This window comes from Ruegeria sp. CDSC054 (assembly GCF_059610645.1).
In genome coordinates, this window is sequence record NZ_JBXWOA010000021.1 from 34,608 (window position 1) to 54,072 (window position 19,465).

Genomic DNA, 19,465 nt, shown 5'->3' on the forward strand with positions numbered 1-19,465 from the left:
CGCGGGCCGGTCCATTCACCGGCCCTGTCACGCGCCTTAAGTGACGGATTGTTCTGAAACAACTTCGCCAAACCGGGTAAAAAATTTGCCCGACAGCTTTTTCGCCGTACCAGCGATTAGGCGGCTGCCCAGTTGGGCGATTTTTCCACCAACCTCGACCTTGGCTGTATAAGCCAGAACGGTTTCGTCCCCATCTTCAGTCAGCGTCACGTCTGCGCCACCCTTGGCAAATCCGGCGGCACCGCCCTTGCCTTCCCCGGTCAAGGAAAACTCGTCCGGTGCATTGGCAGTGTCCAGCGTCACAGCGCCCGCAAACCGGGCTTTGACGGGGCCGATTTTCAAGACCACCTTGGCCTCCAGATCTTCGGGTGAATTTTGGATCAGCTCTTCGCACCCTGGGATGCATTCCTGCAGGATTTCGGGATTATTCAGAGCCTTGTATACAACATCCCGCGGCGCAGAGATGCGGACTTCGTCACTCAGTTCCATTCAACTTTCCTTTGTTCAACAGCATCTTGGATAAACCAGAAGCGCGGTCTCTGTCGCCTCTTCCGGAGTTTGTTCGGGACGCGCGGGCCACAGGAACCTCAGGCGTTTAAGCACGTTTCTCATCATGGGACTCCGTTTTGGATTTGTCACTGTTTCGCCAAAGCACAATTTCGGCCAGAATCGACACGGCGATCTCATGCGGGTCGATTGCGTGAATGTTCAGACCTGCAGGAGATTTAAGCCGCCCCGCTCTTATCGGGTCCATCCCCTGTGCTATCAGTTTGGCCACCAGCGTTTCGGCCTTGCGGTGGCTTGCAACCATCGAAACGCGTTTGGCATCCGTTCGCAGGGCAGCGGCTAAGGCGGCAGCATCCCCCTTTCCTTGCGAGGCAACAACAACGAAGTCCTGTGGCTCGATTCCAATACCTTCGGTTGATTCCACGTTGAATCGCCGGAAATCTCCGTCTGTTTCGGCCGCTTCGCTTAGAACAACCCGGAAGCCGGCCAGCGCCCCATGTTCCGCCAGCGCAGTTGCAATCGGCGACTCGCCAAATATCACCAGACGCGGTGCATGCTGATACGGCTCGACAAGCAGATCGACTGTGCCACCCGAAGGGCATCCGCTTTTGAACGTCTGAACACCGTCAGGATCGGTCATGTTCACCACCTTTTCCGAAGGTTTGACCCGGATCATTTGCGGCGCACCACTGGCCAACGCCTGCTGGGCCGAGGATCGAACCGCACGTTGAACGCAGCCCCCGCCCAAATGGCCCAGGATCCGTCCATCTTTTGTAATCGCAGCCTTGCCCCCGGCTTTCGCCGAAGTTGCATCCGCAGTCCGCAACACCGTGGCCACGCAAAAGGCTTCATCAGTTTTGCGCAGCTGCTCAATCGTGTCGAATATGTCGAAGCTTGCCATGTGGGCTCCTTTCACAGCTTACGGAATTGCGGTTCCAGCGCCGCCAGCGCCTCAAGCGTATTTGCGGGCAGGTGCGCGTCCAGATACGGCTCAGCTGCCTGCATTGCGGCGGCAATGGGCTGGTATTCGTGCCAGCCCTTCAGCGGGTTCAGCCAGACGATCCGCCGGGCCTTGCGTCGAATCCGGGCCAATACAACGCCCAGCGCTTGCGGGTCCGAGCTGCAATACCCGTCAGACAGGATCAGTACGATGGTCCGACCGTTCAGTGCGCGCGCGCCATACCCATTCAGAAAATGCTCAAGACTGCCCGAGATATCCGTGCCCCCGCCAAACCCTTCGGCCATCAGCGACAACCGCCCTGCTGCGCGCAGTGAATCGTGGTCGCGCAACGCATCCGTGACGCGCATCAAGCGCGTATGGAACAAATATGCGTCCGCTTCGGTTCCTGTGCCAATCAAGCCTTTCAGGAAAGCCAGAAAGACGCGCGAGTATACAGTCATTGATCCGCTTACATCGCACAGTGCAACGATCCGCATCGGACGCGGTGGGCGGGCGCGACGATACAGTTCCATCGGCTCACCGCCCCGTGCAAGGCTAGCGCGCTGTATTCGGCGCATGTCCAGAGCAGGCCCCTTTAGCGCTTTTTTCCGCCGGCGCGAGCGGCGGTCGCGGATGGCGCGCGCCAGCGCTGTCGCCGCTTGTTCGGCCTGCTTCAGTGCGTCTTCATCCATCAGTTCACGCAAATCCCGACGCGACAGGTTGGCCGTTCGGGTCGCAATCAGCTTACCGTCTCTCCCCACGGCCTCCCCGTCGCCGGCATCAGGGGTTGCGTCCTGATCCGAATCGGAACTGGACTCCTGAATGTCATGGCTTTCTTGCTGCCAGATCATCGGCTTGGCGGATTGCACCCGAACATGCGCGGTTTGCGCCACTCCGGTCCGTTGTTTCCCTGCATTTAGCCAATATGCATCGAAAAGATCATCAAACTGTCGCCAGTCCTCTGCGTCACCCGCCAACAAGACACACAGCGCCTGTCTGGCCTGCGGCAAATCCGTCGCCTCTACTTCCGCCAGCACCGCCAATGCATCCCCGGTCTCAGCCGGTCCGACGCGCATCCCGTTCATCCGCAAATGTGCAATGAAGCCAGACATGCGATCCGCCAGACCAGAGGCACGAGAAGGGAACCGGGTGACCTGCATCACGCCACCTTTCCAATCAGGCGATCCATCACTTCAGGCGGGGCCGCGTCATAATCGGCTGCGGTTTTCAGAAGACAGACAAGAGTCGCCTGAACCTCTTCGCGGGACTGCGCCATGTCGTTGACACCCAATCCTGAAAGGGCTGCCGCCCAGTCCAGCATCTCGGCAATGCCCGGAGTCTTCTCCAAGTCTTCTTTGCGCAAAGCCTGCACAACGCCAACAATCTGGCGCGCCAACTGCCCTTCAACTTGAGGCATGCGGGCTTTCAGGATCGCCATTTCGGTTTCACGCGATGGGTAGTCGAGGAAACTGTACAGACACCGGCGGCGCAATGCATCGGACAAGTCCCGCGTGCCATTCGCCGTCAAAATAACGATGGGCTTTGAACGCGCCGGGATTGTACCCAGTTCGGGAATTGTGATTTGAAAATCCGAGAGGATTTCCAACAGATACGCTTCGAATTCTTCGTCGGCCCGGTCAATTTCATCAATTAGCAGAACCGGAGGGGCATCTTGTGAAATTGCCTCCAACAAAGGTCGTTTTAGCAGATATTCATCTGAGAAAAGCTGTGCTTCGCTCGTTCCACCCTGTGCCTCGCTCGCTCGGATCGCCAGAAGCTGACGCTGATAGTTCCATTCATAAATGGCATGACTGGCATCGAGCCCTTCATAACATTGCAGCCGGATCAGCCGGGCGTCCTGCCACGCGGCCAGGGCCTTTGCCACTTCGGTCTTTCCAACGCCAGCAGGACCTTCCAACAACAATGGCCGCCCAAGTTGCTGTGCCAAATGCAGCGCCATCGCCAACCGGTCATCGGAAACATAGCCCTGCGCGGCCAATCCGTTCTGAACATCACTCAAAGTCAAAACCAGGATCCAATCTTCATCTGACCAAAAATATCCCGGGGGAGGTTCGGAGGGGGTTCTACCCCCTCCGTTCGGGCGGGCCGGCAACAGCCGGTTCGAAACCGTTTACCCGTGCATCCCCAACCCGTTGGCGATCTTCCAGATCCGCCAATGATCATGCGGCATATGGCTTTGCACCAACCCAAAGGGCCGGAACGCATCATGCACCGCGTTCGAGAACGCAGGCACGCCGCCGACATTCGGACTCTCGCCCACGCCCTTGGCACCGATCGGGTGGTGCGGAGATGGCGTGACCGTGTGATCGGTGGTGTAGTTCGGCGTCTCCCATGCCGTAGGCAGGAAGAAGTCCATCAGCGTCGCGGTCTTGACGTTGCCCATCTCGTCATAGGCAATCTCCTGCCCCATCGCGATGGCCAGCGCTTCGGTCACACCGCCATGGACCTGCCCTTCGATGATCATCGGGTTGATCCGCGTGCCGCAATCGTCCAGCGCATAGAACTGCCGAACATCCCATTCCCCAGTATCCACGTCGATCTCCATGACACAGATATAGGCCCCGAAAGGGTAAGTCATATTTGGGGGGTCATAGTAGCTGACGGCCTCCAGACCGGGTTCCAGCCCCGGAATAGCCTGGTTGTAAGCGGCAAAAGCGATCTCTTTCATGGTCTTGAACCGCTCAGGCGCGCCTTTGACGGCAAACCGATCGACATCCCATTCGACATCATTGTCATGCACCTCGAGCAGATAGGCCGCGATCATCTGCGCCTTGGCGCGGATTTTGCGCGCGGCCATGGCTGTCGCAGCACCGGCAACCGGTGTGGACCGAGACCCGTAGGTCCCAAGGCCATAAGGCGCGGTGTCGGTGTCGCCTTCCTCCAGCGTGATGTCATCGGCTGGCAGGCCGATCTCACTGGCGATGATCTGGGCAAAGGTCGTGGCGTGGCCCTGACCCTGGCTGATTGTCCCCAGCCGCGCGATGGCGGAACCCGTCGGGTGAATCCGGATTTCGCACGAGTCGAACATGCCCAGCCCGAGGATATCACAGTTCTTCACCGGTCCGGCCCCGACGATTTCGGTGAAATGCGTCAGGCCGATGCCCAGCAGTTTGCGAGTCTTACCAGCCTTAAAATCCTCGATCCGTTGCGCCTGTTCTGCGCGCAAGCCGTCATAATCGACGGCCTTCAGTGCCTTGTCCCAAGCGGTGTGATAGTCGCCCGAGTCATATTCCCAACCCAGCGCCGATTGATACGGGAACTGATCTTTGCGGATAAAGTTGATCCGGCGCAGCTCAGCCGCGTCCATGTTCAGCTTTATGGCCAGAACCTCGATCATACGTTCGATGAAATAAGCAGCCTCGGTCACCCGGAACGAGCAACGATAGGCGACACCGCCCGGTGCCTTGTTGGTGTAAACCCCATCCACAGCCAGATAAGCGGTGGGAATGTCATACGACCCGGTGCAGATGTTCATGAACCCTGCTGGAAACTTGGTTGGGTCCGCACAGGCGTCAAATCCACCATGATCCGCCGTGGTATGACACCAGAGGCCAGTGATTTTGCCATCCTTGGTTGCCGCGATCTTGCCCTGCATCCAGTAGTCCCGCGCAAACGCGGTGGACATCAGATTTTCCATCCGGTTCTCGACCCATTTCACCGGCTGCCCGGTGACAATCGAGGCGACAACCGAGCAGACATAGCCCGCATAGGCGCCAACCTTATTGCCAAAGCCACCGCCAATATCAGGGCTGATAACCCGGATATTGTGCTCGGCCAGACCCGAGATTAGCGACACAACAGTCCGGATCGCGTGAGGGGCCTGGAAGGTGCCATAGAGCGTCAGCTTGCCGGTCACCTTATCCATCGACGCGACACAGCCGCAGGTCTCCAACGGGCAAGGATGCGTGCGGTGGTAATAGACCATCTCTTCGGCCACGACATCGGCCTCACCCAGAACCGCTTCGGTCGCGTCCTTGTCGCCCTGTTCCCAAGTGAAGATGTGGTTGTGGTGCTTTCGCGGCCCATGTGCGCCCTCTGTCTGACCCGCAAGGTCTTCGCGCAGGACGACATCTGATTTTAGCGCCTCGAACGGGTCGGTCAGAACGGGCAGCTCTTCATAGTCAACCTCGACCAGCTCGGCTGCATCCGCCGCGATATAGCGATTTTCAGCGACGACATAGGCAACTTCCTGGCCCTGGAACAGAACCTTGCCATCGGCCAGCACCATTTGCATGTCGCCCGCCAGCGTCGGCATCCAGTGCAGACCCAACGGCGCGAGGTCTTCGGCAGTCAACACAGCAACAACGCCAGGTATCGCCAGCGCAGCCTCTTTGTTCACGCTGACGACGCGGGCATGGGCATAGGGAGAGCGGACAAAGGCGCCAAACAGCATCCCGTCCATCTTGATGTCATCGACATAATTGCCCTTGCCCTGGGTAAAGCGCACATCTTCGACGCGTTTGCGCGAACTGCCCATCCCTTTGAGATTGGCGACGCGTTCTTCGGGGGTCATGGTTTGATCGTTCATTCCGCGGCCTCCTTCTGAGCGTTCAGCATGTCAGCCGAGGCCGAGATCGCCTTGACGATGTTCTGATACCCGGTGCAGCGGCACAGGTTGCCCGCCATACCAAAGCGGATTTCCTCTTCGGTCGGGTTCGGGTTTTCCTGCAACAATCTGTGCGCACGGGTGATCATGCCCGGCGTGCAGAAGCCGCATTGGAGCCCGTGATGTTCGCGGAACATCTCTTGCAGAACCCCAAGGCTTCCATCGTCATTGGTCAGCCCTTCAACAGTGGTGACATCGGCGCCGTTCACCTGTGCCACGAATGTCGTGCAGGATTTGACGGACTTGCCATCGATATCCACGGTGCAGGCGCCGCAATGACTGGTCTCGCAACCGATATGAGGACCGGTGATTTTCAGATCTTCCCGCAGGAAGTGGATTAGCAGCGTGCGCGGCTCGGCCAGACCTTCGACCTGTTTGCCGTTCACTGTTAGTTTTACGTGCATTTTTGACATGGTTGTTCCTCCCCTCAACTCGCGCGGCTTTGCGCACGGTCGATGGCACGGCGCAGCATCACGGCGGCCACGTGTTTTTTGAATTCGACTGGGCCGCGATTGTCGGCCACCGGGTCGATTGCTTCGAGCATCGCGGCGACGCAGCCGCTGACGTCTCCGTCGGCCAGCGCATTGCTTGCGCTTTCGGACCAGACGGGCGTGTCCGCAAGGTTGGTCATCGCGACCGAGGCCTGACCGTTGCCAACCATCACCGCAGCCGCGGCTGTCGCGTAATCGCCGATCTTACGTTTCTGCTTTTCGTACGCCTGACCCACCCCGGCGCCCGGCACGGGGATCGAAATCCGCGTCAGGATTTCCTCATCCTCACGCGCAGTGAAGTACGCGGCCTCATAAAAATCCCGTGCTGCCACACTGCGGGTGCCGTCAGGACCCGATAGTTCAAACGTGGCGTTCAGGCATTGCATCAGGCCCGGCATATCATTGCCCGGGTCGCCATTGGCGACGTTCCCACCAACAGTGCCAACATAGCGCACTTGAGGGTCCGCGATCTGCAAGGCCGCCTCGCGGATCAACGGAACGGCTGAGGCCAGACCGTCATGCGTGATAAGTTCATGCTGGGTTACCATCGCGCCGAGTGTGACAGTGTCAGAACCGACCTCGATGCCCTTCAGCTCATCAATGGCTTGCAGATCAACCAGATGGCCCATCTCAGCCATGCGCAACTTCATCATCGGAATCAGGCTGTGCCCGCCTGCGATCACGCGCGCCTCGTCTCCATGTTCCTGCAAAATGCCAATGGCCGAGGCGATATCGCCTGGCCGGTGATACTCAAAACCGGCTGGTATCATGTTTTTCCTCCCTGGGTCCGGACGTTGTGCCTTGGGGGACCTGCGGTAAGAAAAGTACGGTAAGCTTGGCCATTCCAGCCAGTGAAAACGGGGCGCGCAGCTTGTTTCACCAAATGCGAATGGGCTGCACGAACTGCGACTACAGGCCCAGCGCTTCGCGTATGTCTGTCAGACGTGATCTGCTGACCGGCACCTTGGTCAACGCATCGACCCCGTCGAAGTAACAAGTGCCGTTGTCCTTGTGTCTTTCAAACCGCGAGACATGTTTAGGGTTCACCAGATAACTGCGATGAGCCCGCAAAAACCCGTCAGGCACCAGGCGCGATTCAGCTTCGGTAATAGACCACGGGCAGAACAGTTTCTCGGCGTTCATGTAGAGAACGGTATAGTGTCCTTCGGCCCGGATGGCGGCGATATTGGAAGGCTGGGCGAAAAAGGTTTGTCCTTCCCGCTCAAACGGAACCCCGGCCCGCAATGTGGGCTCTGGTTCCGGGGCAGGTGCTGGCGCGCTGGGCAATACGTCTGCTGCCGCAGGTTCGATGAAGGTGATGCCCGTTAGCAGGAATGCACCACAGATCAGGAACACGGAAACCGTGACCCCCATCGCCAGCACCTGATTGTTTAGCGCGGGTCCGGCGCGACCGGCGATATCGCTTGCGACAAAGTCAGTCAGGCCGGTGGCGACGAAATGCATGGTGAAGACCGCCAACCCGAAACACACCGTTCCCAGCAGAATATTGCGTTGCGTTCGGTTGTCATAGGCCGCCCAGATTGCCAGCACCGACAGAACGACCGAGGCTAGGGTCGAAATCACCACGTCCCAAACATTGTAAACGGGGCGGCACAGCTCCATCCCGGCCATGCCGACGTAGTGCATGACAACAATCCCCAGACCCACGATCACGCCCGCACCAACAATTGTTCCCATTGTGCGGGGACGGAAATGCAGGATCAGCAGCGCAAGGCCAACCATCAGGATCGCGACCAGGGCTGAGATCAGGGTGATCAAAGCATCGTAGTAAAACAGGATCGGCAGTTGCAGGCCCAGCATGGCCACGAAATGCATCGACCAGATGCCACCGCCCAGAATGATCGCAGCCAACGCCACGACCAGTTTGCGTTTCTGATCGTCGAGTTTTGAGGCCCCATGCGTCAGATAAAGCCCTGTGAATCCAGCCATCATCGCAACAGCCAGAGACGCCGCCACAAGCCACGTGTTATGAGAGTAGTCCAACATTTGGATTTACACGCCCTCCCCGACGCGTGGGTGACGTTAGCAAACGGATTTAATTGGGACAATTACATGTTGGAAAGGAATTCCAACAGCATCGGTGCCGGTTTCGGTTTTTACCGACCCGTCGGCCTCAGGTTGCGGTGTTACTCCTGAATAACGGCATCTTCCCACGCAGAAAGGAACTTTGTTCGTTTCAACCCGTCAAGAAAGGTCAGTAACGCGGGATCAAGACCGATTGTCTCGCGCCCGTCTGAGCTATCACTCGGCTGCAAAAGAGGAAGCGGGCTGGCCCCTTCGACCACGGCTGGTCGCTCAGTTACGAGGTAACGTAACAGCATCTCCGCAGCTTTGGGTTCTGGGGTGGCATTCGAAACCATTGCCGTGCGCATCATAATTGTTTGAAAATCAGACGGTAACACGACCTCAAGTGCGTCTTTGCCCTCGGTGCGGACGGCGGCGTAACTGCCCAGAACATTGTAAGCAACCAGGATCGAGCCATCCGCTAGGTCATTGATCATTTCGCCCGAACAGCAATAAAGCCGCACATCCAGGCCGCCCATAACCTCCATCAAGCGCCAATACGTCTCAGACGCGCGCGCATCCTGGGTTGCAAACAGATATCCCAAACCAGACTGGCGCACGTCATAGGTGCCGACCTTGCCGCGAAATTCTTCGGGTCGTTTGCGCAAGGCCTCGATCAGACCTTGCCGGGTCTGGGGGATAGGCTGTCCTTCAAACGCGGTTCGGTTGATCACGATTGTCGCGGGTTCCGAGGTGAATGCGAAAAGGCTGTGGTGCCATTGTGCCCAGTGTGGCACCTGTACATCGTCAATAGGCAGGGCAAAGCCGTCATTTGCCAATTTCAATTGCAGGTCCATGGCACTGGAAATGATCACGTCGAAGGCATCGGGCGTTGCGCGGACTCGCCTGTTTATGTCAGCGGTTCCGGAGACGAGGTATTCGACACTAACCATAGGGTTTTCAGCGACAAAACCCTCGATCACCGGAGCGAACAAAACAGTATCGGTGCTGGAAATCACACGAAGGCGTGGTCCTTCGGCGCTTTCATTAAAGACCAGACGGTCTTCCCAATCGTCGGCCCATCCGAAGCAGGGAACAGCCAACAATATTAAAGCGATAAGATAACGCATGCGCCCCCCTTTGATCGGTTTTTGAGGATCAACGAACCTCCATGCGCCGTTGCCACATCCTGCGCGATCGTCAACCCCAGCCCGGACCCGATGGTCCCAACCGCGTTTTGTCCGCGTTCGAACCGGCGCGTCAGCGTAGCGATTTCATCGGGCGGAAAGCCAGGACCCGAGTCGCGCACCTGTATCTGGGGTTCGGGATGCGCGATGATCGTGATCTCAACAGCGCTGTCAGATGGCGCGTATTTCATCGCGTTATCAACCATATTTCGCACAGCATTCTGGATCAGGATCGAGTCGCCCGAGTAAGGAACCGACGGCTCACCCGACAGGGAAAGCGTCAACTCTTTCATTTCGGCAATCGGGATCAGACGCTGCACCAGATCGCGGATCAGAACGACCAGATCAATCTCTTCACGTTCCAAATGATCCGCCCGAAAGGTGATCATGGCGTGATCCAGCAACTGCCCCGCTGCACGTGAGCTTTCGTCGATGGCCCGCACCATGGCCTTCAAGGCCTCGCGGTTATCTTCGCGATCAACACGATGAAGGGTTGCCTCGGCATATGACCTGACGGTCGCAAGCGGCGTTCGCACCCGGTGCGCGGCTTCGGCGATAAAGTCCTCGGATTGGCTAAGCGATTGGTCCAGACGACCCATGAGCGAGTTCAGCGACGTCACTAGCGGCGCCATCTCTTTCGGTACGGGTTTTTTGAACGGACTTAGATCCTGCGGACCTCTGCGTGTGACCGAGGTCGTCAGTTTGTTCAACTGGCCGATCGTTGAGGATGTCACCCAGAACGATAGCGCGGCGGTCAACAGAAAGAACCCGATCCCCAAATATGCCGCGTTGCGTGAAATCTGGTCCAGCGTATCCGACAACGCGTCTTGTGTTTGCCCCAACGCGACCTCAATCTCAGTCTGGCGGCCCAAGCCGACAAGCGTTCGGCTGGCGCTGACCTGGCGGACACGTTCGCCGCGCACCTCGCCGGTTTGAAAGGCCCATCTACCTTCAATCGGGCCATCTGTTAGGCTCAGATCATCGTAGCCGGACAGGAATTCTCCATCCTGATAAATGGCATAGAACACCCGGTCATCCGACGGCGTGCTGAGCATAGAAAACGCGGCATAGGGGATGTCCACCTCAAGCTGACCATCCCTGAGTGCGGCAGCATCAAGGATCGAAGAGACGGACGCCCCCAATATATCGTCCTGACCCTGCTGGGCGACCTTTGCAGCATAGCTGCGCACCGTCAGGAACAAGAGGATCGCCAGGACCGCCGCTCCGCCGATCAGCGTCAACACCAGCCTATTTCTTAGTGATCCCGAAACGGTTGGGCTAGTCGTCATGATCCAACCTGTATCCCAGCCCGCGCAACGTAGTGATTTTCATGCCGGATTTTTCAAGATGCTTGCGCAGGCGTCCGACGTAGACCTCAATCGCGTTGTCCGACACGTTGTCATCATAAGAAAACAACCTGTCCGCCAGCTTCTGCTTGGAAAACACCTGACCCGGCGCGTTTATGAACAGCTCGATCATTCTCAACTCGCGATTTCGTAGAGAGAGCGTGACACCATCGACGGTCAAATGACCAGCAACCGGATCAAAGATAATTCCGCCAACTTCAATCGTCGACTTTGAGCTTCCGGACTTCCGACGCAGAACAGCGCGGCAGCGGGCCTCAAGTTCAGCATGATCGAAAGGTTTGGTGACGTAGTCGTCCGCCCCCAGATCGAGCGAACCGATTCGATCCGAAACCTGACTGCGCGCGGTCAGAACGATCACCGGCGTGTCCAAACGGCTTGCGCGGTGCTGCCTTAGGAACTCGCGGCCATCCCCATCGGGTAACATGATATCCAGCAGGATAAGGTCGTATTCTTCGGTCGCAACAAAGGCGCGCGCATCCTCTAAATTTGCTGCGTGATCAACAACATGACCATCCAGCTGCATGCGGGAACTGATCGCGTTCGCGAGGTCGAGATTGTCTTCGACAAGCAGAAATTTCATGGGCGGAAATCAGTTTCTTTTTGCATGACAGGTTGATGTCAGGTTGGCGTGTTTAGGTGCAGGATAATCTGTGCCGCTGAGCGGCCAGTTGTCAAATGGGAGGACATAATGAAAACATTTAACCTGGGCCGTCGGGCCCTGATCGCAGCTGTTGCAGCAATCGGTCTGGTTGGACCTGCCGCATCCGAAGAAGTCGTCGACAGCATCCACTTTCTGATCCCCGGCGGCGCCGGCGGTGGCTGGGACGGAACCGCCCGGGGAACGGGCGAGGCCCTGACCAATGCAGGTCTTGTGGGCACAGCGTCCTACGAAAACATGTCGGGCGGCGGCGGTGGCAAGGCCATCGGCTTCCTGATCGAAAACGCAGACAGCAACCACGGCACACTGATGGTCAACTCGACCCCCATCGTGATCCGCTCGCTGACTGGCGTGTTCCCACATAACTTCCGTGACCTGACGCTGGTTTCAGGCACAATCGGCGACTACGCGGCGATTGTTGTGGGCAAAGACAGTCCTATCAACTCGATGGCGGACCTGCTGGCCGCCTATGACGCTGATCCGGGTGCGACCGCAATCGGTGGCGGCTCGGTTCCGGGCGGCATGGACCATCTGGTCGCTGCAATGGTTATGGAAGCCGCTGGCAAGGACGCGCTGGGCGTTAAATACATCCCTTATGACGCGGGCGGAAAAGCTATGGCTGCCTTGCTGTCGGGTGAGATCGCCGCACTGTCGACCGGTTTCTCGGAAGCCGTCGATCTGGCCAATGCGGGAGAGGTTAAAATCATTGGTGTGACCGCAGAGGAACGCGTTGATGCAGCACCTGACGCACAGACCATGAAAGAACAGGGCATCGACACCACTTTCGTGAACTGGCGTGGATTCTTTGCTGCCCCCGGCCTGCCCGAGGACAAGCTGGCCGCTTATCAGCAAGCCATCGCCAAGATGTACGATACGCCCGAATGGGAAGAGGTTCGTGCCCGTAACGGCTGGGTCAACATCCACAACTCGGGTGCCGATTTCGAAGCGTTTCTGGAAGGTCAGGAACAGCAGATCAGCGACCTGATGAAGAAGCTGGGCTTCCTCTAAAGCAATCTACGGCAGAGCGTTCGGTCGCTCTGCCGTCCCAATGAACCAAGACACATGGGAGGGGACGTTATGGCGCTGGATCGCTGGATCGCGCTTATTTTGCTGGGTGTTTGCCTGACATATGGGTACACCGCCTGGTTCACGATGGATGGAAGTCTTCCTCCTTTCATGCAAAGAAATCCGATCTGGCCCAGCACGTTTCCAAAGGTGCTGTCTATTCTGGGCGTGGTCGCGTGTTCAATCATCCTGCTTGGCTTGGAAAAGAGCGAAGTCAAAGAGGCCGATATCGATTACCGCAGACTTGGGGAGTATCACCTGGGTCAGGCAATTTCTCTTCTTGTGCTGATGGTTGTCTATGCCCTGTGCCTGCGCCCGGTCGGTTTTCTGATCGCGACATCCAGTTTCCTGATTCTCGGGTCCTTCATTCTGGGCGAACGCAAGTGGCACATCATGCTGCCTGTCGCGTTCGTGGCAACCGGATCCGTCTGGTATCTGGTTCAGGAAGTTCTTGGAATTTATATGCGCCCCCTGCCGGGCGTGTTCGGAGGCTGACATGCTAGAAGGACTTCTGATCGGCCTGCAAACGGCATTCTCAATTCAAAACCTGCTGATGGTCGTAGCCGGATGCCTGATCGGCACGTTTATCGGCATGCTTCCGGGTCTGGGCCCAATGTCGATCATCGCAATCATGATCCCGGTTGCAATCTCGATGGGCGATCCATCCGCCGCACTGATCCTATTGGCGGGGGTTTATTATGGCGCGATCTTTGGTGGTTCGACCTCGTCCATTCTGTTGAATGCGCCGGGGGTCGCGGGCACCGTGGCCTCAAGCTTTGATGGCTATCCAATGGCCCGGCAGGGCAAAGCGGGCAAGGCCCTGACCATCGCGGCAATCGCCAGTTTCGCAGGCGGCACGATAGGGGCAATTTTGCTGATGGTCTTTGCTCCGGCACTGTCTTCGGTCGCTCTGCTGTTCCATTCCGCAGAATATTTCGCATTGATGGTGGTGGGTCTTTCGGCCATCGCAGCCTTTGCCGGTTCGGGGCAAGTGGCCAAGGCCATCATCATGACGACCATGGGATTGATCATGGCCACCGTCGGAGAGGGGGCGCTGTTCAATCTTCCGCGTTTCACAATGGGCATCATGGACCTGCAATCCGGGTTTGGCTTCATCACCCTGGCCATGGCGATGTTCGCCCTGCCCGAAGCGTTGTTCCTGGTGCTTAAACCCAAGGACCTGAAAGGTGATGACGGCAAGATCAAGGATCTGCGCATTACCAAGGCCGAGGCGAAGGCCATCACCCCGGTCATCGGTCGCCAATCGGTGCAGGGCTTCTTTATCGGCGTCCTGCCCGGCGCGGGCGCGACAATTGCCAGTTTCCTCGGCTATGCGGTGGAACGGAACATTGCCCCCAAGGATGAGCAGGAGGAATTCGGCAAAGGCTCGATCAAAGGTCTGGCCGCGCCTGAATCGGCGAATAATGCGGCTTGCACCGGATCTTTCGTGCCGCTGCTGACACTGGGCATTCCCGGTTCCGGAACGACCGCGATCCTGCTGGGTGCCTTGATTGCCCTGAACGTCACCCCTGGCCCGCGCCTTATGCTGGATGAACCTCAGATCTTCTGGGCGGTGATCATGTCGATGTTCATTGGCAACCTCGTCCTGCTGATCCTGAACCTGCCGCTGATCCCCTACATCGCCAAAGTGCTGGCAGTTCCGCGCAACTATTTGATCCCGTTCATTTTGTTCTTCACGCTGATGGGCGCCTATATCGGGCAGAACAATGCCACCGAATTGCTGATCCTGGTGGGTTTCGGCGTATGCGCAACGGCCTTGAAGTTCGCTGACTATCCGCTGGCACCCCTGCTGATCGGGTTCATCTTGGGCGGCATGATGGAGGATAACTTTTCGCGCTCGATGCAGCTGTATGATGGCATCGCGTTTATCTGGGAACGTCCGATGACCTTGGGACTGCTTGCCATTGCCGTTCTGCTGGTTCTGCTGCCCAGCTACCGCGCACGTCGTGCACGGGCACGGGCCGCTGGTGTGGCTGATGGGGACTGAACCGCTCAGGGGTGTTCGGGTTCTTGATCTGACAAACGTGCTTGCTGGCCCGTATTGTTGTTACCAACTGGCTCTGATGGGGGCCGAGGTGATCAAGGTCGAACGCCCCAATAGCGGTGATCTGGCGCGTGTACTTGGGGCTGACCCTGACCGGAACAACGCCGGTATGGGGATCAGTTTTCTGGCGCAGAACGCGCAGAAGAAATCGGTCACGCTGGATATGAAATCCAGTCGGGGCAAGGCTCTGCTAAAGCAGCTTGTTAAAACGGCGGATGTTCTGGTTGAAAACTTCCGGCCCGGCGTGATGGATCGGTTGGGTCTGGGGTATGACGTTCTTCGTACCGAAAACCCTGCCTTGATCTATTGCGCAATAAGTGGGTTCGGGCAGGACGGTCCGCGCCGCGACGACCCGGCCTATGACCAGATCGTTCAGGGCATCAGCGGGGTCATGTCGATCACCGGCGCACCAGACACCGCGCCCTACCGCGTTGGCTATCCGCTGGCTGATACGGTCGGGGGGCTGACGGCCGCCTTTGCGGTGAGTGCCGCATTGAACGCAAATCCCCGTGGCGCGTTTCTGGATATTGCCATGTCCGAGGCCGTGATCTCGACCATGGGATGGGTTGTGTCCAACTACCTTGTCGGCGGTGTGATGCCCGGCGCGCATGGCAATGAAAACACAACCTCGGCACCGTCCGGTACCTTCGCCACATCCGACAGCCCGATCAACATCGCCGCCAATCGCGATGAACAATGGCAGGCGCTTGCCCGGCATCTTGGCCGCGAGGACCTGTTTGATGACCCTGACTATACAACACGCGAAGATCGCAAACGAAACCGCCACGCTTTGCGGGGTGAGCTGGAGAAATCCCTGAAATTGCGTCCCGCGAGCGAGTGGGTCAGCGAATTGAATGGCTTGGGCGTTCCCACGGGGCAAGTGCTGACAATCCCCGAGGCGTTGGCGGACGAACAACTCTCTAACCGGGGGCTGATTGGATCTCTGCACGTGCACGGAGAGGACATGCAGCTGGCAGGCAGCCCCGTGGTGATGGACGGGCAGCGAAATTTGCCGAAAGTCTCACCGCCGGAATTGGGCGCGGACAACGATTCAATCTGGTCCGAACTTGGCTTGTCACCGAATGAGATCAAGGAGCTGGCTAAGGATGGTGTGATATGAGCGATGTTTCCGACTGGTGGAGCACATCTATCATTGACATGGAACCCGGACGCATCGCCCTGCGCGGTGAACCCATCGAGGACCTGATCGGCAACCTCAGTTTCGCTGAAATGATCTGGTTTCTGGTTCGCGGCAACCGCCCGTTACCCGCACAGGCAGATCTGTTCGAAGCGGCCCTGGTTGCCGCCGTGGATCATGGACCACAGGCACCTTCTATTGCGACGGCTCGGATGGCAGTGACCTGCGGTTTGCCTTTGAACAACGCAATGGCCAGCGCGGTGAACATGCTGGGCGACATCCACGGCGGCGCCGGTGAGCAGGCGGTTGAGCTGTATCACTTTGTCGGGTCCCACTCGGGCGGGATCGGTGCAGCGATTGACAACTGGATCGACGACCACGGAAAGATACTGCCGGGTTTCGGCCACCGGTTTCACACACCGACCGATCCACGCGCACCGCGACTGATGGCTCTGGTCGCTGAGGCCGTAGAACGCGGCGCCTGTGACGGACGTTTCCGGAAAATCGCGTTGGATATCGAAGCAGAGCTTGCACGTCGCAAAGGCAAACCCGTCCCGATGAACATCGACGGGGCCACGGCTGTCATCTACGCAGAGCTTGGGTTCGAACCACCGCTTGCGCGTGGTTTGTTTTGCCTCTCCCGGTCAGTCGGCATACTGGCACATGCGTGGGAGCAAATGCAGCAAGGTGGCCGCAACAAAGGCCCCACACCTCCGACGTACCGCTGGACTTATGTCAGGAACTCGCCTGAGGAATAGCGCGTCAGGCCTGTTTCTCGACCACGGGTTCGACGTCGGGGCGGACTGGTTCCACATCCAATTCGATGATCTCGGGATCAACCGGTTCCTCGACGTCTTCCACTTCAACCTCGACCTCAGCTTCCGGCTCGCTGCTGTCTTCCAACGCACCAACGATCAGAGGCAGCATATGGACACCCGTCGCGCTTGCGATTTCCGGCGTTTGCGGTGTTTGCCAGCTTAGCGTGTCAAAGCTGCTGCAGTTCTGACAGACCGGAGCCCACTCGGGCTGAATGTCATGACAATTGTCGCAGACCCATTGTGGCCCGCGCGGAGCAGTCAGCGCCTTGGCCAGCCAACCCTGTACCACTGCGTCCGAGGACCCCTCGCCCCGTTCAATAGCGGCCATCAACGTGTAACCGCGCGCATCCGCCTGCTTTTCGACCACATCGCCCAGCGCGCGGCGCGCCTCGGGGAAGTCTTCGGCCACGATGTTCAGCTCCGCCAAAATCAGACGGGTTTCCATATTCTCAGGGTGAATGCGGGTTAGCGCGGTAAAGCGTTTGATCCGTTCATGTGGCGTTTCATCCGGCGCAATCTCGGCAAAGACATGGGCCAGATCGGGGTGCGGCTGCACCTCCCACGCTTTTTTCAGGATCTTGGTCGCATTGCGCGGTTTGCCTTTCTCGATATAGGCGCGCGCTGCCATTGCAGCCGCCGGCACCAGATCAGGAGACAGGCGGTTCGCCTCAATCGCGCGCTCTTGCTGTTCAACCGTGGCGTTCTCGTCCAGAATCCCCTTGGCCTCGGACAGGGCCAGCACAGCATCACGGCGCTTGAACACGTCACGCGGCAGGTGGCCGGATTTCAACTTGGCTGTCAGTGTCGACCGCGCGCCTGCCCAATCTTGCGCCTTGGTCTGCAGACCCAGCAGAATGTCCTGTGTTTCCAGATGACGCGGTTTCATCGCCAACGCTTTTTCGGCCAGTTTGCGGGCGGTTTCGTCATCCCCTTCGGCCAGTTTCTGCTTCATGATCCCGCGCACACCGACAAAGCGAGTTGCATTATCCGTCACCAGTTTCTTGTAGGTGTCAGCCGCCTTTTGGGTATCGCCGTTCATCTCGGCAGCCTGGGCCACCAGCAGGTTGGTCAGCTCGGGTTTGTTCAAAAGCCGCTCCGCCTTGGTGGCCTTGTTCAAAGCCACACGACCTTCGCCCGAGGCCAGCGCCATCAGCCCATCAGACAACGCTTGATAACCGCGCTGCTCGCGGCTGCGGTCGAAATAGCGCGACAGGGCGGTTTCGTCCCCGTTGAGGAACTTCAGCGTGGCGATCAACAGGGTCAGCAGCTTGAACAAAAGCCAAACTGCAAAAACCAGAACGCCCAGCGCGATGACCGATTGCAACGGCCCCAGAGTGTACTCCGTCCCGCCAGCTGTGATCTGTACACCACCGCTGGTTTCCATGAGGAGCCCGGCACCCACGGCCAGAAGACCGATAATCGCAACAAAAACTAGAATCTTAAACAGTGACCACAGCATGGCAGGTCCTTCAGTTCGAGTTCACGCTAGGCTGAAGCGCATTGGCAGCATCCACCGCGGAAACCCGCGCCTGTGCTGCCTGCTCCCAATCAGCCATAGCTGCCTGCGCCGCTTCGGGCAGGGATTTAAGTTCGGTCAGGGCCGTTGAGACGTCGCCACTGGACAGAGCCGACTCGGCACGAGACAGGATCGCATCCGGGCCATCGCCATCTTGTGGGGTGACCGAACGCGCCCCGGTCTGTCGCTGCAGGAATGCCACCAGACCGGTGGCTTTGTCCGCATCCCGTGCCTCCGCCAACGCGGTTCGCGCAGCAGGTGAGAACGATGCCCGCAAGGTCGATACGCTTGCAACGCCCTTATCGGCAGGGCCCGATAGCGCCTCAGGCACATCAACGCCGCCTGCCTTCAGTTCGGCGACAAGGTCTGCGTAAGGCTGACCAGCATCCAGTTGACCATGCAGGCGCGACAGGATCGCCGCGTTGGTCGCTGCCAGAGCCTCTGCCGAGGCTTTCGCCTCAAGCGTTTGTGCGTCCGACACCATTTTTTCCACTTCGGCCCGCTGCGCCGCCAGTGAGTCCTGTAATTTCTTCAGTTCGGCCTCAAAGGCTGCCGACGCTTCGGGGGACGCGCCTTGGGTCAGCGCGTCGCTTTCAATTTTACTTAGGCGGCTGGCCAAAGGATCAATCTTGCCCGCCAACTCATCGACACTGGATTTGAGCGTATCCAGATCGGAGGTGATCGGTGTCACCTGATCGGTCAGCGCTGCAATCTTGCTGTCGACGCCAGATGTGTCGGACAGGGACTTGGTTAGTGCCTCGATCTGTGTGGACTGATCGTTGAGCTTCGCCTCAAGCGTGGTAAGCGCATCTGTATCGCCAGATCCAAACAAGCCCGCGCTGCCAGCTGCAAATCCAATTCCCGCCGCGATCACACCACCGAGCAAAGCGGGGACAAATCCACTGCGTTTTTCTTCCTGCTGCGGCTCTTCACGATGCGCTTCTTCCGGCGGAGCAGAGTTCTCTTCCTGGGTCAATTCCACAGCGGCTTCGGCTTCGGCTTCGGCTTCGGCTTCGGCTTCGGCTTCGGCTTCGGCTTCGGCTTCGGCTTCGGCTTCGGCT

18 protein-coding genes are annotated in these 19,465 nt (G+C 58.3%); 5 read left to right on the forward strand and 13 right to left on the reverse strand.

Annotation, left to right across the window (positions count from 1 at the left end; genetic code table 11):
- Positions 1-36: 36 nt before the first annotated feature.
- From AC2FGC_RS22935 to AC2FGC_RS22985, 11 genes are all read right to left on the reverse strand, one after another.
- Positions 37-489 (reverse strand): SRPBCC family protein, encoded by a 453-nt coding sequence (locus AC2FGC_RS22935; protein ID WP_058279316.1) that lies wholly within the window; start codon positions 487-489, stop codon positions 37-39.
- Between the two features lie 106 nt (positions 490-595).
- The gene (locus tag AC2FGC_RS22940; RefSeq protein ID WP_496783550.1) at positions 596-1,408 is read right to left on the reverse strand and encodes an XdhC family protein; all 813 of its coding nucleotides are present in this window, start codon (positions 1,406-1,408) and stop codon (positions 596-598) included.
- An 11-nt stretch (positions 1,409-1,419) separates the two neighbouring features.
- Positions 1,420-2,607 carry a vWA domain-containing protein gene (locus tag AC2FGC_RS22945; protein WP_496783556.1) on the reverse strand — a complete coding sequence of 396 codons (1,188 nt, stop codon included), beginning with the start codon at positions 2,605-2,607 and terminating at the stop codon, positions 1,420-1,422.
- Positions 2,607-3,473 carry an AAA family ATPase gene (locus AC2FGC_RS22950; protein WP_282171099.1) on the reverse strand — a complete coding sequence of 289 codons (867 nt, stop codon included), beginning with the start codon at positions 3,471-3,473 and terminating at the stop codon, positions 2,607-2,609. The genes AC2FGC_RS22945 and AC2FGC_RS22950 overlap by 1 nt, the downstream gene beginning before the upstream one ends.
- 105 nt (positions 3,474-3,578) lie before the next feature.
- On the reverse strand, positions 3,579-5,996 hold the full coding sequence (locus AC2FGC_RS22955) for an aerobic carbon-monoxide dehydrogenase large subunit (RefSeq protein ID WP_496727314.1): 2,418 nt from the start codon (positions 5,994-5,996) through the stop codon (positions 3,579-3,581).
- On the reverse strand, positions 5,993-6,487 hold the full coding sequence (locus AC2FGC_RS22960) for a (2Fe-2S)-binding protein (protein WP_155149197.1): 495 nt from the start codon (positions 6,485-6,487) through the stop codon (positions 5,993-5,995). The genes AC2FGC_RS22955 and AC2FGC_RS22960 overlap by 4 nt, the downstream gene beginning before the upstream one ends.
- A gap of 14 nt (positions 6,488-6,501) precedes the next feature.
- A complete protein-coding gene (locus AC2FGC_RS22965) occupies positions 6,502-7,335 on the reverse strand; it encodes an FAD binding domain-containing protein (RefSeq protein WP_496727313.1) in 834 nt (277 codons plus the stop codon).
- A gap of 139 nt (positions 7,336-7,474) precedes the next feature.
- On the reverse strand, positions 7,475-8,572 hold the full coding sequence (locus AC2FGC_RS22970) for an MHYT domain-containing protein (RefSeq protein ID WP_496783553.1): 1,098 nt from the start codon (positions 8,570-8,572) through the stop codon (positions 7,475-7,477).
- 140 nt (positions 8,573-8,712) lie between these two features.
- A complete protein-coding gene (locus AC2FGC_RS22975) occupies positions 8,713-9,720 on the reverse strand; it encodes an ABC transporter substrate-binding protein (protein ID WP_496770712.1) in 1,008 nt (335 codons plus the stop codon).
- Positions 9,699-11,066: a sensor histidine kinase gene (locus tag AC2FGC_RS22980; protein WP_496770710.1), complete on the reverse strand. Its 1,368-nt coding sequence runs from the start codon at positions 11,064-11,066 to the stop codon at positions 9,699-9,701. Before AC2FGC_RS22980 ends, AC2FGC_RS22975 begins: the two co-directional genes overlap by 22 nt.
- Entirely contained in the window at positions 11,056-11,724 is a 669-nt protein-coding gene (locus tag AC2FGC_RS22985; protein ID WP_282154090.1) for a response regulator transcription factor, read from the reverse strand. Before AC2FGC_RS22985 ends, AC2FGC_RS22980 begins: the two co-directional genes overlap by 11 nt.
- Positions 11,725-11,832: 108 nt before the next feature.
- On the opposite strand from AC2FGC_RS22985, the gene AC2FGC_RS22990 reads away from it, so the two are divergent.
- The 5 genes from AC2FGC_RS22990 (at position 11,833) to AC2FGC_RS23010 (ending at position 16,828) form a co-directional block, all read left to right on the forward strand.
- On the forward strand, positions 11,833-12,810 hold the full coding sequence (locus AC2FGC_RS22990) for a tripartite tricarboxylate transporter substrate binding protein (RefSeq protein ID WP_496727309.1): 978 nt from the start codon (positions 11,833-11,835) through the stop codon (positions 12,808-12,810).
- A gap of 69 nt (positions 12,811-12,879) precedes the next feature.
- Positions 12,880-13,362 (forward strand): tripartite tricarboxylate transporter TctB family protein, encoded by a 483-nt coding sequence (locus AC2FGC_RS22995; RefSeq protein ID WP_496727345.1) that lies wholly within the window; start codon positions 12,880-12,882, stop codon positions 13,360-13,362.
- A 1-nt stretch (position 13,363) separates the two neighbouring features.
- Positions 13,364-14,875, forward strand: a complete 1,512-nt coding sequence (locus AC2FGC_RS23000) for a tripartite tricarboxylate transporter permease (RefSeq protein ID WP_058275183.1) — start codon at positions 13,364-13,366, stop codon at positions 14,873-14,875.
- On the forward strand, positions 14,865-16,052 hold the full coding sequence (locus AC2FGC_RS23005) for a CaiB/BaiF CoA transferase family protein (RefSeq protein WP_496727308.1): 1,188 nt from the start codon (positions 14,865-14,867) through the stop codon (positions 16,050-16,052). The genes AC2FGC_RS23000 and AC2FGC_RS23005 overlap by 11 nt, the downstream gene beginning before the upstream one ends.
- The gene (locus tag AC2FGC_RS23010) at positions 16,049-16,828 is read left to right on the forward strand and encodes a citryl-CoA lyase (RefSeq protein WP_496727307.1); all 780 of its coding nucleotides are present in this window, start codon (positions 16,049-16,051) and stop codon (positions 16,826-16,828) included. Before AC2FGC_RS23005 ends, AC2FGC_RS23010 begins: the two co-directional genes overlap by 4 nt.
- Before the next feature lie 4 nt (positions 16,829-16,832).
- On the opposite strand, the gene AC2FGC_RS23015 is transcribed toward AC2FGC_RS23010, so the two are convergent.
- Both AC2FGC_RS23015 and AC2FGC_RS23020 read right to left on the reverse strand, forming a co-directional pair.
- The gene (locus AC2FGC_RS23015) at positions 16,833-18,347 is read right to left on the reverse strand and encodes a heme biosynthesis protein HemY (protein WP_496727306.1); all 1,515 of its coding nucleotides are present in this window, start codon (positions 18,345-18,347) and stop codon (positions 16,833-16,835) included.
- 10 nt (positions 18,348-18,357) lie between these two features.
- Positions 18,358-19,465: COG4223 family protein (locus AC2FGC_RS23020; RefSeq protein ID WP_496727305.1), on the reverse strand; the 1,108-nt coding region annotated here is incomplete at its 5' end.

What these genes read in the sequence shown, in the direction of transcription:
- AC2FGC_RS22935 (WP_058279316.1), bottom strand. Translation starts at nt 489, where the DNA reads ATGGAACTGAGTGACGAAGTCCGCATCTCTGCGCCGCGGGATGTTGTA.
- AC2FGC_RS22940 (WP_496783550.1), bottom strand. Translation starts at nt 1,408, where the DNA reads ATGGCAAGCTTCGACATATTCGACACGATTGAGCAGCTGCGCAAAACT.
- AC2FGC_RS22945 (WP_496783556.1), bottom strand. Translation starts at nt 2,607, where the DNA reads ATGCAGGTCACCCGGTTCCCTTCTCGTGCCTCTGGTCTGGCGGATCGC.
- AC2FGC_RS22955 (WP_496727314.1), bottom strand. Translation starts at nt 5,996, where the DNA reads ATGAACGATCAAACCATGACCCCCGAAGAACGCGTCGCCAATCTCAAA.
- AC2FGC_RS22960 (WP_155149197.1), bottom strand. Translation starts at nt 6,487, where the DNA reads ATGTCAAAAATGCACGTAAAACTAACAGTGAACGGCAAACAGGTCGAA.
- AC2FGC_RS22965 (WP_496727313.1), bottom strand. Translation starts at nt 7,335, where the DNA reads ATGATACCAGCCGGTTTTGAGTATCACCGGCCAGGCGATATCGCCTCG.
- AC2FGC_RS22970 (WP_496783553.1), bottom strand. Translation starts at nt 8,572, where the DNA reads ATGTTGGACTACTCTCATAACACGTGGCTTGTGGCGGCGTCTCTGGCT.
- AC2FGC_RS22975 (WP_496770712.1), bottom strand. Translation starts at nt 9,720, where the DNA reads ATGCGTTATCTTATCGCTTTAATATTGTTGGCTGTTCCCTGCTTCGGA.
- AC2FGC_RS22980 (WP_496770710.1), bottom strand. Translation starts at nt 11,066, where the DNA reads ATGACGACTAGCCCAACCGTTTCGGGATCACTAAGAAATAGGCTGGTG.
- AC2FGC_RS22985 (WP_282154090.1), bottom strand. Translation starts at nt 11,724, where the DNA reads ATGAAATTTCTGCTTGTCGAAGACAATCTCGACCTCGCGAACGCGATC.
- AC2FGC_RS22990 (WP_496727309.1), top strand. Translation starts at nt 11,833, where the DNA reads ATGAAAACATTTAACCTGGGCCGTCGGGCCCTGATCGCAGCTGTTGCA.
- AC2FGC_RS22995 (WP_496727345.1), top strand. Translation starts at nt 12,880, where the DNA reads ATGGCGCTGGATCGCTGGATCGCGCTTATTTTGCTGGGTGTTTGCCTG.
- AC2FGC_RS23000 (WP_058275183.1), top strand. Translation starts at nt 13,364, where the DNA reads ATGCTAGAAGGACTTCTGATCGGCCTGCAAACGGCATTCTCAATTCAA.
- AC2FGC_RS23005 (WP_496727308.1), top strand. Translation starts at nt 14,865, where the DNA reads ATGGGGACTGAACCGCTCAGGGGTGTTCGGGTTCTTGATCTGACAAAC.
- AC2FGC_RS23010 (WP_496727307.1), top strand. Translation starts at nt 16,049, where the DNA reads ATGAGCGATGTTTCCGACTGGTGGAGCACATCTATCATTGACATGGAA.
- AC2FGC_RS23015 (WP_496727306.1), bottom strand. Translation starts at nt 18,347, where the DNA reads ATGCTGTGGTCACTGTTTAAGATTCTAGTTTTTGTTGCGATTATCGGT.